General features: G+C 48.3%; 9 protein-coding genes and 2 pseudogenes. 4 read left to right on the plus strand and 7 right to left on the minus strand.

Features of this window, described 5'->3' with window-relative positions; translation table 11 throughout:
• Positions 1 to 471: 471 nt before the first annotated feature.
• The gene (locus CKQ53_RS18965) at positions 472 to 660 is read right to left on the minus strand and encodes a YmiA family putative membrane protein (RefSeq protein WP_094118604.1); all 189 of its coding nucleotides are present in this window, start codon (positions 658 to 660) and stop codon (positions 472 to 474) included.
• 370 nt (positions 661 to 1,030) lie between these two features.
• Here CKQ53_RS18965 and CKQ53_RS01220 point away from each other — a divergent pair, with 370 nt between their 5' ends.
• The gene (locus CKQ53_RS01220; protein ID WP_085653224.1) at positions 1,031 to 1,243 is read left to right on the plus strand and encodes a YceK/YidQ family lipoprotein; all 213 of its coding nucleotides are present in this window, start codon (positions 1,031 to 1,033) and stop codon (positions 1,241 to 1,243) included.
• A 13-nt stretch (positions 1,244 to 1,256) separates the two neighbouring features.
• On the opposite strand, the gene CKQ53_RS01225 is transcribed toward CKQ53_RS01220, so the two are convergent.
• The 3 genes from CKQ53_RS01225 to CKQ53_RS01235 all read right to left on the minus strand — a co-directional run bounded on the left by CKQ53_RS01225 (position 1,257) and on the right by CKQ53_RS01235 (position 7,002).
• On the minus strand, positions 1,257 to 2,210 hold the full coding sequence (locus CKQ53_RS01225) for an alpha/beta hydrolase (protein WP_094118611.1): 954 nt from the start codon (positions 2,208 to 2,210) through the stop codon (positions 1,257 to 1,259).
• 306 nt (positions 2,211 to 2,516) lie between these two features.
• Complete coding sequence (gene katE / locus CKQ53_RS01230; protein ID WP_094118603.1) at positions 2,517 to 4,772, minus strand: catalase HPII; 2,256 nt, start codon at positions 4,770 to 4,772, stop codon at positions 2,517 to 2,519.
• Between the two features lie 439 nt (positions 4,773 to 5,211).
• Positions 5,212 to 7,002: a PilZ domain-containing protein gene (locus tag CKQ53_RS01235; protein ID WP_244200986.1), complete on the minus strand. Its 1,791-nt coding sequence runs from the start codon at positions 7,000 to 7,002 to the stop codon at positions 5,212 to 5,214.
• A gap of 1,147 nt (positions 7,003 to 8,149) precedes the next feature.
• On the opposite strand from CKQ53_RS01235, the pseudogene CKQ53_RS01240 reads away from it, so the two are divergent.
• The 3 genes and pseudogenes from CKQ53_RS01240 to yecR all read left to right on the plus strand — a co-directional run bounded on the left by CKQ53_RS01240 (position 8,150) and on the right by yecR (position 10,048).
• Positions 8,150 to 8,967 (plus strand): annotated as a pseudogene (locus CKQ53_RS01240) (AraC family transcriptional regulator).
• A 75-nt stretch (positions 8,968 to 9,042) separates the two neighbouring features.
• Positions 9,043 to 9,405 (plus strand): cupin domain-containing protein, encoded by a 363-nt coding sequence (locus CKQ53_RS01245; RefSeq protein ID WP_085653220.1) that lies wholly within the window; start codon positions 9,043 to 9,045, stop codon positions 9,403 to 9,405.
• 322 nt (positions 9,406 to 9,727) lie between these two features.
• Entirely contained in the window at positions 9,728 to 10,048 is a 321-nt protein-coding gene (yecR, locus tag CKQ53_RS01250) for a YecR family lipoprotein (protein WP_094118600.1), read from the plus strand.
• A 56-nt stretch (positions 10,049 to 10,104) separates the two neighbouring features.
• Here yecR and CKQ53_RS01255 read toward each other — a convergent pair whose 3' ends face one another.
• The 3 genes and pseudogenes from CKQ53_RS01255 to CKQ53_RS01265 form a co-directional block, all read right to left on the minus strand.
• Positions 10,105 to 11,094: a PDDEXK family nuclease gene (locus CKQ53_RS01255; RefSeq protein ID WP_094118599.1), complete on the minus strand. Its 990-nt coding sequence runs from the start codon at positions 11,092 to 11,094 to the stop codon at positions 10,105 to 10,107.
• Between the two features lie 359 nt (positions 11,095 to 11,453).
• Positions 11,454 to 12,107, minus strand: a complete 654-nt coding sequence (locus CKQ53_RS01260) for a hypothetical protein (RefSeq protein WP_094118598.1) — start codon at positions 12,105 to 12,107, stop codon at positions 11,454 to 11,456.
• 145 nt (positions 12,108 to 12,252) lie between these two features.
• Positions 12,253 to 13,362, minus strand: a pseudogene (locus tag CKQ53_RS01265) (IS3 family transposase).
• Between the last annotated feature and the right edge of the window lie 258 nt (positions 13,363 to 13,620).

Consider the following 13,620-nt stretch of genomic DNA (forward strand, 5'->3'; position numbering starts at 1 on the left):
CTGGGGTCTGGGGTCTGGGGTCTGGGGTCTGGGTCTGGGGTCTGGGGTCTGGGGTCTGGGGTCTGGGGTCTGGGTCTGGGGTCTGGGGTCTGGGGTCTGGGTCTGGGGTCTGGGGTCTGGGGTCTGGGGTCTGGGGTCTGGGTCTGGGGTCTGGGGTCTGGGGTCTGGGGTCTGGGGTCTGGGGTCTGGGGTCTGGCACTGTGCAAGCTGATAGAGGAGATCGCGTCGAATGGCCAACGCACTCTCTGTTCACTAAAATGAAGTCATCGGGTTTCCATTGCCGAGATAGAAAAGACGCCCGGCTCGGCCACTAGTAGCAGAAGCGTCTCTCGTAGATTCGTCACTCGTTGGCATCCATCAGCATAACGCCAACCGTGCTAACGCGACTCCGAGGTGAATTATTGGGGTGATAACAGCAAGATAGCTATCCAGAATGGGGTATTCATCAGCCGTTGCGGCGGCGAGAACCACTCAGAAGTAGAAATAAGCTAAAGCACCTACAGCAATCCAAAACAGCAGGCATCCAACAAATGAAGCAGTCCAGGCTTTACGCTTCAAATCGGAGTCTTGGTTGTCGCCCATAGTAATTATCTCAATCATCCTATTGCTTACTTTATGTTGATATGATTCGGGTGGGTCATGATACATGAATATCGGCATCCGTAATCGGTACTTTAATATTCAATTCAGCCCTCATATCGCCCAATAAGTCATCACAACTCGATCAAACGGAAGATAAACCGCTGCACCAAAAAATAAAAATTAGCGTTATTTAATTGATATTCAAGGAATGTTAATCATAGCGCATCGGGAAGTAAATGCCTGTGACGGCAGACTCACCTGTCAGAAAAGCGTCATGTTATGTCCACATTGTGGGATACGCTGACATTCAGAGAACATTTATGTATAAGATGACAGTAAAATTCACCGATTCAGATCGCCAAATCGCCCTGTTTTGACGTACATTCCTTACCGCATACGCCAGCCCATCGACGCTCAAACCGAGGATCCAGTGAAAAGATTTATCGCCATGCTCATCATCAGCAGCCTTCTTTCCGGCTGCGGCAGCATCATCAGCCGCAACATCAAGGGACAGGGACACGGCCATCAATATTATCCCGGCGTTCAGTGGGACGTACGTGATAGCTGGTTGAAATACATCACGTTTATCGATGTCCCCTTCTCTATCATCGTCGACACGATCTTGCTGCCCGTCGATATGCGTCATGGTCCCTACGAATAACGCCAGCGCGGGTTTAAGCGCGTGACTCGCTGCTCTTTTTAGCTGAACACTCGCTGGCGGCGCGCGCTTGAAGCTTCGCCAGCCAATCCCGATAGCTGACCGGCCATTTCACCGTCGGCGTTCCTGCCTTCCCCATACCGAATGCGTGTCCGCCGCGACGATAGCGATGCATCTCAACCGGAACGTGTTGGCGCCGACAGGCTGCCGCCATGATTAAGGTGTTATGCGGATCGGAAATGGGATCATCTTCCGCCTGCGCCAAAAAGACCGGCGGCGTGGCCGACGTGACAAAATTCTGTACCGACCACGCGGCTTCCGCCGCTGGCTCCGCGTGAGGCCCTACCAAAATCTTATGGGTCGAGGTATGCGTATAGGGCTTTTCCAAAGTAATGACCGGATAGATGAGCGCGGCGTGTTCCGCAGAGACGGGGGTTGCATCAAGATCGTCCTGAGCAGGATAAGACTTAACTTCTGTACGCGTTATCGCCATCCCCAACAGATGGCCTCCGGCGGAAAATCCCAGAACACCGACATGTTGCTGACGGCGGCGAATCATCCGCAACGCCCTCTGCGCGTCCTGTAATGCGACCAGATTGCCGTCATTCCATCCCTCTCCCGGCAAGCGATAGCTGAGGACATAGGCCGTATACCCAAGCGCCGCCAACCAGTTCGCGGCAGGCCATGCCTCATCCCCCATTTCGATATGTTTATATCCCCCGCCCCCGGCCACCAAGATGCCCCAGCCGTTAGGATTCACGGGCGTAAACACCTCCAGAGAGGGTCGGGAGATATTTTTCAGCGCCCCGCCAGCGGAGAGCGCCTCTCCTCCCGCAGGACCACCGCCGCCCGGCGGAATATCTTTCCACAGCGGCAAATGAGTCCTCTGCGGCGCGGCGGTCGCCCAACTGCCGCGAAGAGGCGTCAGCAGCATCGCCGCCGAGCCCGCCAGAAAATGTCGACGATTTATTTTCATAACCGTATTTCTCCCACGGAAGTCGGTCCCCACCGCCCAATGACCGGAACCTCAAGACACAAGCATAGGGCAACCCCGGCCGTTCTCCCAATGAGGCCTCTGTCACCCTTTCGGATACTGTTTCTGGCCGCAGCGACTCTGCGCTTTTGGGGCGAGAGACATGATCCATCCGAAGGTGATGTTTGAATGTTTTTCTTTAGAGAAGGCGTAGTTGATACAGAAACGGCTGCCCTCGCTCGTGATGGAGACAGGGACAGCCGTGATATAGAAGGCTAACGCGGACTTACGAGTCGCGCCTCATTAGCTCGGAACAGCTTGCGCGACGGCCTCACGAGACCAGACGCGGTGCTCCCGCATGGCGTGGATAAATTTCTCCGCGACCTTTTTGGCGTCCTCTTCCACCAGCACGCCTTCATCCGGTTCAGGCAGCGGTAGCGACTGATACAGGCTCAGCGCATCCCCTTGCAGTCCAATCGCCTTAAGATGTTTGAACGACTGCAACAGATAGTATTTGGCGTTGCCGTCAGATTTCAGCGTCTCAATGCTTTGCTGACCGGTCGGCACGATCACCGCATCGACCAGAACGGAAGGATTCCCTTCAATCGTTCCCGCCACGTCCAGCTCCTGCCCTTGCAGCGTTTTGATCTTGCCGAGGTGAGGCGCGAAGATTTTGGTATGAATCCCCTGCTGATGCAGCGCTTTTTCGATTTTCTCGACCGATGCGCCGCACACGCCGTCCGCCGCCAGGATCGCCACCTGCCGAGACTTCAACGTCTGCTTTTTCCCCGCATAGATGCTGAGCGTTTCATCCGACGTAATACCATTGATTGCGCCAGGTAGTGGATGTTTACGCTGCTCGGCGGTGAGTTTCATACCCAGATTCTCCGCCACCTTCTGCGCCAAGTCGTGATCGATATACGTCAATTGATCCACCACGCGCTCGCGGATCCAAGGACGCGCCACCTTCCCTAACTCAAAGCTGAAGGCGCCTACGATGTGATTTTTTTCCACATCGGTTTGGCTCAGCCAGAATAGACGAGGTTGGGAGTAGTAATCGGCGAACGACTCGCTGCGTTGACGAACTTTCTGACCGTCCAGCGGCTGCGGATTGGTAGCGAATCCGCCGTCAGCCTTCGCGGGCGCCGTCTCCCGTGGCCAGTTGTTGTTAATCGAGTTGGGTTCATAATTCGCCGCCCCCGTGATCTCCATCCGGTGCATGCCGTCTCGCTGATGATTATGGAACGGGCAGACCGGTTTGTTGATCGGCAGCTCGTGGAAATTCGGGCCGCCCAGTCGGCTAATCTGCGTATCCAGGTACGAGAACAACCGCCCTTGCAGCAGCGGATCGTCGGAGAAATCGATCCCAGGCACAATATTGCCGGGACAGAACGCCACCTGTTCCGTTTCGCTGAAGTAGTTGTCTGGATTGCGATTGAGCGTCATTTTGCCGACCCGCTGTACCGGCACCAGCGACTCAGGGATCAGCTTGGTCGGATCAAGAATATCGAAATCGAATTTGTGCTCGTCCTCTTCGGGAATGATCTGTAGCCCCAGCTCATATTCGGGATAATCACCGGCTTCGATCGACTCCCACAGCTCCTTACGATGAAAATCCGGGTCTCTCCCCGTCAGCAGCTGGGCTTCATCCCAAATCAGCGACGCCACGCCGTAAACCGGCTTCCAGTGGAAACGGACGAAATGACTTTTTCCCTCGGCGTTGATCAGCTTGAAGGTGTGGATCCCGAAACCTTCCATCATGCGATAACTGCGCGGAATACCACGATCCGACATCGCCCAGGTCACATTGTGCAGCGTTTCCGGCTGTAGGGAGACGTAGTCCCAGAAGGTGTCGTGCGCGCTCTGCCCCTGAGGAATTTCATTGTGAGGCTCCGGCTTCACCGCATGCACGAAGTCGGGGAATTTGATCGCGTCCTGAATAAAGAAGATCGGCGTATTGTTCCCAACCAGATCGAAGTTGCCTTCCTGCGTGTAAAACTTGGTGGCCCATCCGCGGATATCCCTCACCGTATCGGCCGAACCTCGCGAACCTTGTACGGTAGAAAAACGGACGAACACCGGCGTTTTCACCTTAGGGTCCTGCAAAAACTCCGCTTTGGTGTAACGAGAAAGCGGTGCGTAAACCTGGAAATAACCGTGCGCGGCCGCCCCGCGCGCATGCACCACACGTTCAGGAATACGCTCATGGTCAAAGTGCGTGATTTTCTCGCGGAGGATAAAATCTTCCAGCAGCGTAGAGCCGCGTGCGCCTGCCTTGAGCGAGTTTTGGTTATCTGAAATTTTAACGCCCTGATCCGTACGCAAGGCTTCGTGCTCCGGATGGGTATGGTATTTATCCAGCTGTTTCAATTTAGCATTGGTATTTTTAGGCGATTTGGCCTGGCCGGGAAACATCGGCTCCACGCCGGGAGGTGTCGGACTGCTGGTCGGTTTTACCGCCGCATCGTTCGGTGCGGTATCCGCCAGATGAGGCTTCACTGACTGAGAGGCGTCCAACTTGACACTCTTCGTCGGCTTTCGATCCTTTTCATCTTTCATGTTGCCTCCTGTTAATTGTTAAAAAACAGACACATAAGAAAGGCACAAAAATAACCCTGCTTTAAATATAGTTAATGGTTTTTGATAGGGGATAATGCCGCGGCCGAGAAGCGTTCATTAATGCGAAAAACCTTCGGAGGAGAACGCCACAAAGGGCGTTCTGGGGAGAGCGAAAAAGGGGCCATCATTCAACGCTGCCAGCGCATCCCTTTGAGACGGGAACATAGTCGATGGCGCATCGTTGAAAGAACTCAACACGACGATGAGTCAAAGGAAGGTGACGCAGCAACGCAGGGTTTCCCCCGCGTCAAAATTAAGTGGTCTCGCGATAATGAACCATCGCGGGTCAAGATGCGTTCAGGCGTCAGACGATTTCAGCCGCCCGTAACCCACGACGCGTAGCGACGGAAACCGTCTGGCTGTTGAGCGCGATCGCCAATCAGATTTTTAGCACTTCGATACCATAATCAGCGGGATCCACAATACCTTCGAGCTTGCCTAACTGCGCCAAATCGCTCCCGGAAACCACGCTGTTGATGTTGCTTTCCAGAAAGCGGAGATTTTTGACGATATTCACTTTGACCGGATCGCCTCGACCGTTGACGTCCATAATCCAGGCAAGAAATCCCCCGTTGAATTTCGCCAATGTACCGATGGGATTGGGGCCATAGACACGAATATATTCAACCAAAATGGCCTTGTCATAGGCATCGCCGCATTCATTGATATGCCGGTAAGCGACCAACGGATTGCGAGCAGGAATACCGTTACGCCGATGGATCGCTTTATTGACCGCTTTGATGACGGAAACCAGACGCACCAGACCCGATAGCTGCGCCGACGTTTTACCGGCGGGATAACCGGAACCATCAAGGTGTTCATTTGCATTCTTAATGATATCTCTGCAAAGGGGACTCGGTTCCCACGATAACGCGTCCAGCTTGGCGCACAGCGCCGTGACATGGCCTTTCAGCACTTCTTTTTGCGGCGGCGTCATATTCGCTTTGAGAGAAGGCAGTTCAACACTGACCAGTAAAGGTTTACCCAGTGTATGCAGCAATGCGCCTAACACGGCTTCCCTCACCTGATGATCGAAGGGGTTGCGCAGTAATAAGATGTCAGCCAGTTGCCCTGCAACTTTGATAGCCTGTCTGACCCAATCAGGCTCATCGCGAAGAAACGCCAGCGCATGTAAAAAAGCCTTCCGGTCCTGTTTGACCCAATTAATCAAAATATCAGCACACCCGTAAAATATCTCAGCAGGGAAAACATCACGGATTTTGATATACATCAGCCCAATCTGGAGCTGGTGGACGATATTCATGACGTCGCGTTCAACAGCAGGCTGGCGCGAGAGCTTTTCCCGTTCCTGACTCTCTCTTTGCAGCATCATTTTTTCTACGACACCGGGAATAAACAAAGGAGAAGGATGCTCGACTTTATCGCTGATGCCGGTTCTAAAAATGGCGTCTCTCTCGGCTTCATTAACATAGCGATAGAGGGCTTCGGTCTGAGGTGCGGATAAATTGATGAACTGTATTCCCACCGCCGCGTGCCCATAGGTTCCAAAAGGGCGAATATGGCGAACTTTGCCTTCAGCCCAAAAGATCTCTCCGTTGGGGAACTCGAGTCTGATTTCGGGCAAAGGCTGGTCGATGCTCATGGCAATGCAGTCAGACAGATCGACATCGACCATACAGCCGCCAACCGACAGATCACGCAGGTGGCCCGCCACTCGCGCTTCATGGGGATACACTTCAATGCTGGCGCGTCCAGACATGCCAAGAATAAAGGGAATACGAATCGCCCCGCGGCTTTCATTAATAAAGACCGACTCAGGAAGCTGACATTCCAAGTGGTACTGCATTTTATGCGTTTTAATCATTTTAGCGCGTATATTACTGAGACTGTAAGTCTCGCGTTCGACGCTGTGCGGCCCCTTCAATGCTTCCAGATCAATAGTGATGGCATCCGTCATTAAATATTTTTCAAAATTAATAATCGGGTATTCCATTTCGAGAACCATACGACCATTAGCCGGTCTTAAATCTATTATTTTGGCTGTCACCGAAAAGACCATCTCTTTAGCATAAATAGACAGTGAATGTTTGTGCTGGACTAATGAAGAAATCACTTTTGCCGACGGATTAACATTCTGAGCCATAGCAATACCTGTGCATGCAATAGGAAGATTATTCTCACGCTTGTCTATATCCGTTATCTCCGACAAAAGAAGGCCTGAGTGATTTCTCACCCATTGGAGATAAAAACAAGTACAAACGTGCGCGTAATTCAGGTCAGTAGCCCAATCGTTCAGGGCGATAAATGAGCGTCTTCGTTACCAGAACGGTGAGGTCTTTTCATGCCTAGAGATAAGCGCTATCCCCGGTAAACCCGAGCTCTGGTTCGAAAAAAAACGGCGGTGGCGTGAAGGTTCCAAATGTTTACCCCCCGAAGATAATGACATGAAATTATTATAAAAATGACTCATAAGGCGTCCTTGTCGACACAAAATAAGTTACGAATATTGCACCTGAGATGCTTAATGCCATCGAGAGAATCAGGCAACCAGCGCCTAGATGGCTTAATGTATCCTGTCAAAATTAATACCATATAAAACCACCTCAAAATAGGTGATAGCGATCAAAATAATAACAATGATAGCTACAGGCTATCGCGGTATTGTGTTTTGATCGATGGAATCGATCTAACATCTATATCGCCCTTGCCTAACTTTGGTTAAAAAACTAATTTTAAAACTAAGTAATAACGGCAGCATGCATTCCTGACCCATCATCGATATAACCGCCGGCACATCGTGCTAAAAAAACGAAATTAACTTTTGAGGAAAAACAGATAAAGACTATTTTTTGGCAAGCTATCATAAGAAATAAAAAAACCGCTCCTCATCCGATGAAAAAAAAGAACGGCGGATGGTTAGCCTGCTAATTACGAATTTATGAAAAATAGGCCGTGGTGATACTCAGATAATAACGAGGGGGTTTATTTAATGGTTTATTCATTCATAATCATATTATCGAGGTTTGGTATTGCCTGTGGATATCCCCTTACTCTTTATTCCACACCGCCATTTCTACTCGGCAGAATATCGACACGAAGATTTTCATCATTTACTCCCCATATTCCTACACAGGAGCCATGAGGTTTCAGTGACCATGAGAAAATTCTCCCCCCCTTACGTCACCAGCGCGTAAGTAAGAAACAAAGCATTCCGTTGAAGTCACACACCAATAACTTCCCAGGGCGTCACTGCGCCTTCCGGGTTGAATAAAATAGTGTTCCTATTGCACAACGCGCTATATGCTTTTAATTATCATGTCCCGGTTTACGGATCACGACGACAAAGGCGGAAAGTCATGTTTCGCAAGACGGTCAAAAATGATTGGGTAAAACTCGCCACCCCTTCAGACAAATTCGAACGCCTGGAAGCGTTTTTTACCGGTCACGGATATGACCCGCACCGACATGACACCTATGCCATCGGTCGCACGCTCTCGGGCATACAAAGCTTCAAATATCGAGGTAGTCGTAGACAGAGTCTGGCGGGCCACACGATGGTGCTTCATCCGGATGAAATCCATGATGGAGAAGCTGGCACAGCCGATGGGTTTCACTACCGCATGATTTATATCGAGCCCTCCTCTATCCAAAAAATATTGGGAGGCCAGCCTCTTCCCTTTATTCAAGGGGGACGTCAACTGACCCGCGTCTTATTACTGCGACGGAATCCTTACTTCGAGGAATGGATAATACCTTTGATTCGCTGGAAGAAGATGACGCTATCTATGAACTAGCACACGCCCTGTCTGCCGTTGGGGGACAAAAAATCATACGGCGTTCGTATGATTACCCAGCTGCAGAGCGTGCCCGCGAGTACATCGATGACCTCTTCACGGAAACGGTCACGCTGGATGCGCTTTCTATCGTGAGTGGAAGAGACCGATGGAATTTGTCCCGCGACTTCCGCATGCTATATGGGACCAGCCCTTACCGATATGTCACCCTGCGGCGTCTTGAATATTGCCGAAAGCTGATGTTGACGGGTGAAAACTTAGCGAATATTGCAGTGACTGCCGGCTTTTCCGATCAGAGCCATATGACGCGGCATTTTATTAAAGCCTTCGGTATTTCACCGGGAATGTGGCTAAAAATAATCAACAAACAGCGTATCTAACTCGCTGCACAAACGTTCAAGACCCTCATCGCTTTCCCTCTTAGGATGTCTCTCTATTCAACCAGGAGAGAATACATGTATCAGTCCATTAATCTTGCACACAAGCTGTCGTTATTTAATGAGCAGTGGACCCCGAAAGTCATCGCTGAAATGAACGACTATCAATTTAAAGTCGTCAAAATCGAAGGCGAGTTCGTCTGGCACAGCCACAAAGAGACGGACGAAACATTCATCGTGTTGGAAGGCACATTACGGATCGATTTTCGTGATGGTGCAGTTACCCTCAACGCCGGGGAAATGTTTGTGGTTAAACACGGGCTTGAACATAAACCCTATGCAGAGAAAGAGGTAAAACTTCTGCTGATCGAACCGCGCGGTGTGTTAAATACCGGAGACGAAGGCGGAGATCGAACCGCTCAAAATGATGTTTGGATTTGATATCTACAATGAATAAAAAAAGGGGAGTGTATTTCACTTCCCTTTTCTGAGTTGCCAGTTTTCCTGCAACACATCTTCCTTTTTTATTTCATTTGGAATGTATCATTAATTCATAGAAACCATTTTGTTATATATAATATATCAAATAAACATTTCAAGAACAGCATCCATTACGAAGAATAACCACAATACTCATAATCACCACAAAGCATCTTCATAAAAAAACAAATACATCACATAACAAAAAAACGAATAAATACTACAATCCTACTGATATTGATAAAACACACTCCAACTCCACTAATAATTAATAAAGGTAACTATGAAAATAAAACTTATGATGGCATTGTTCTTCACGCTACTTATTTCCGGATGTTCAACGAAGAAGGAGCTTATTCCAACAGGTGGTAGTAAAGCCGATGGCACTGTTCGTATGGCCTATTCTTTTGGGATGTTCGAAAGTCCGGTGATAGATCCGAAACAAGGGATAAATTCAGCTAAAGCTCGTTGTGCTGCCTGGGGCTATTCCGGTGCTGAGCCATTCGGAGGGTTCACCTCTCAATGCACGCAACCATCATCTTCAGGTTGTATGCAAACAACAGTCACAGCTGAGTATCAATGTACCGGCGAAATAAAAAAATGAACATAGGGGCAGCTCGCCCCTCTCTAAAACCTTAGTCAACTAAGGCCACAAATACATCAGCCACTCACTTTATCAACGACTTGGTTATATTGACTTAAAAAATCAATAAGGGTTTTAATGTTATCGACTCCCCATTGATTCGATATTGCAACCATTTCTCCAGAAGAAAGCCTAGCCAAGTCTTCTTTACGCATATAATAACGACTCCCATCAAGCACTTTTGATGGCAACTCTATGATTTTATTGGATAGTCTACCGTCAAACGCACGCCTGACAGAATCAATGTCTTTGAAATCATTATTTGAAATCCAGTCAGATATAAGCCTTAAAGCTAAACTTCTTTTGTTATATAGTTCTCCATTATAATTATACATCGAATAGTCTCTGGATTTTGTTTTACTAATTTTTTGTTCAATTTGCTTTTCACGAAATTTAACCTGGTAATCAGCAACTTCAGGGACAGGAATGATCTGGTCTATATCGATAAAGATATCCTCATTGAATGAATAACATGTCATTCTTACGCAGGTTATATCGATGCCTTTGCTGATCAACCAAAGAATGGATGAGGTAATTTCTTTATTATAATCCCCGGAGGCAAGTATTATCCTTACATCATTACCAAACTCATCGATATTCGACTCATCCAAGCCGGTAAAATTCAAAATATCATCTTTCGCGTTTCTCTCGATTCCTTGTTTTTGAAGATAACTCTCATAATATCCGCATGCTTTCTCAAACGTCATGGTCGAAATCATTCCTGCATAACGCAGAGCCTGAAGCTCCATATGAGAGCCTGTTTCATCACGCTTTAACTCAATAACAACAAGGTTTGCATTCTTATCTATCGCCAACAAATCAATTCTTCGGCGGCTATCTTCCCAATCAGAAAACTCTTCAGAAATAACCAAACAATCCGGTGCAATAGAGGCAATATTGCTTTTTAATGCCTGCTGTAAATCATACCGTTCAGTAATACCTGCAGATTGAAAATTTGTTTTCTTTACTGCGCTTAATGACTTATTTTTGATGTGAAAAAGTGACATTTTTTAATTATCCATGAGGGTTTACATTAATTCTATTTAATCTGCACGAAAAAATGCATATTCAAAGTATTTTTGATATTCTGAATATGAGATTCAGACAATTTAATATAGCACAACCCATAAAATCATTGATAAAATACATATTTTCTTATTTCATATTTATAAATGCCCCCTTTGTGCCCCCCACCTTGTTTTTCATGCGACTCGATGAGCCTTTTATCGAGTCGCCAATATCATTAATTTCGATAGAGATACCTCTACTCACCCAAGTATCTGCGGTGATTGATTAAGAATAATATTGCTTACTGTGCGATACGTCACTTTGTTTACCCATGACGTACACAGCCCTATTTACGACTTTAACATCCAGACTTGTTGAACCATGTATGTATACACAACCATCGAAGCCATAAAGGTGGTTTCGATTTCGTTAACTCGTGAAAATCGCTGGACATAGCGTCAAGTAGCTGTTTCCGCAGAGCATCAGCATCTTTTTGCCATTTACTGAGTTGTCGAATGAACGCCTCACAATCCTCTTGTGTTCGACCCTGATCCTTTAAAACTTTAACAATCGCGCCTGCAGGTGTAATCATGAAAAAATCATAAATATCGTTTTTCAGCTTCGGGACAATAGCATCCCATTTTTGCCATTCCTGATAATGATGAAAGCGTAGGCCGTGTTCGCATCTTCGCACTTTCTCTCTATCTGGAGCTAACTCACTGTCATCCAATAGGTCTTTGACTTCAATAAATTTTTGAACAGGGATCCGGGCCTTTGACTGAGTCGGAGTGAATAATAAAAGCCGGGACTGAACAAGACCACTAATAAAACCAGCATAATTGATAAGCTGTGATAAGACCTCATCACAATCAGCTGAGAGCTTCTCCAGCCGATCAACACGGATCTCCAGCTCTTTCTTACGAATTTCCCGATTAAGGGTAAATCTGGCTGTAAGCCAAACAGCCAAGAGGGAGGCTGCCGGGGTTAATAACTCTTTCAATTCAAATGCCATTCTGCTCTCTCATTACGTTTTAAGAGATATTTTACCGTAATTCACTTGACCTGCCCCCATGATTAGATACAACGCTCAGTTAGTAATGTCGGCTCTTTGATCCTGACCCCAAATATGATCCACCCATAATCAGAAATAACCGGTTTCAGGTTGGCTGCATATTCTGGCAACCGGCAGATTTTTCGGCGAATTCAGAGGGGGTCATCCACCCCAGCGCGGAATGGGGACGACTCTGGTTATAGTGTATGCGCCAGGCCTCGATTTTGCTCCGTGCATCCTCCAGAGACATGAACCAGTTCTCATTCAGGCACTCCTGCCGCAGCCTGCCGTTAAAAGACTCCACCGTAGCATTATCTGTGGGTGTCCCGGGTCGGGAAAAATCAATCCTTATACCCCGTTCGTAAACCCATTTATCCAGCATTTTCCCTGAAAATTCAGAACCATTATCGGTTTTCAGCAACTGTGGCAAAGGTCGCCTGAGCGCTATGCTGTTCAGCATCTCTGCAACTTCACTTGAGCGCAGATTCTGACCCACGCAGATCCCCAGGCATTCGCGTGTATAGAGGTCAATCACCGTCAGCAAACGCAACCGACGCCCGTCAAACAAAGCATCAGAGACAAAATCCATGCCCCATACGTGGTTTGGGTAGAGCCCCTGAGGCTGCGGTTGACGCCGCTGGGCGGATTTATGGCGGCGTGGACGTTTGAATCGCAGCGACAGTCCCTGTTCGCTGTAAAGCCGATAAATCCTCTTGTGGTTATCCCGCCCAGCCTTCCCGCCTGAGCATCACGTGTACCCGGCGGTAACCGTAATGCACCCGGGTTTCGGTGATCTCCCGAATGCGTAAGCGCAGCGCGCTGTCGTCTGCGGCCACAGAACGATAGCGGAATGAGCTGCGACTGACGCGTAGCGCAAAGCAAACCTGCCTCTCGCTGGCTCCGTAACGGGCCTGCAAATCCCTGACCCATTCACGCAAACGTGCCAGCGTCAGATCTTTTTTGTCAGCACGTCCTGTAGCATGGCCTTATCGAGGCTCAGGTCAGCCACCAGCTTCTTCCGCCTGAGATTCTCTTCTTCCAGCTGCCGCATGTGTTTCAGTTCCGAAGGAGAAATCCCGCCGTATTTCTTACGCCAGGCGTAAAAAGTGGCGTCGGAGATAGCCAGCTTGCGGCAGACGTCCGGCACAGAGGTCCCCAGCTCAGCCTGCTTGAGGGCGAAAACAATCTGCTCTTCAGTGAATAGTGATCTTTTCATCGGCACCACCTCCGTTCAGGGGAGTGTTTATCAAGCCGGAATTTTGCTTCTGAATGGAGCAGGGTTTTGGGTCAGGGTCAAATGGACGGGCTGAGTATAAAAAGATCTTATAAAATAGTGGGATTATGAATGAATTTGGATGTTTTAGGATGTTGAAATGGTGCCGATAATAGGAACAATACATATAGATTATAATCTTTGTTTTTATTGTTATTTTTATTGTTTGTTTTTTCTAGATACCCCCAAAAGTACCCCCAT

The organism is Lonsdalea britannica (assembly GCF_003515985.1).
In the GTDB taxonomy this organism is placed as follows: Bacteria; Pseudomonadota; Gammaproteobacteria; order Enterobacterales; family Enterobacteriaceae; genus Lonsdalea; species Lonsdalea britannica.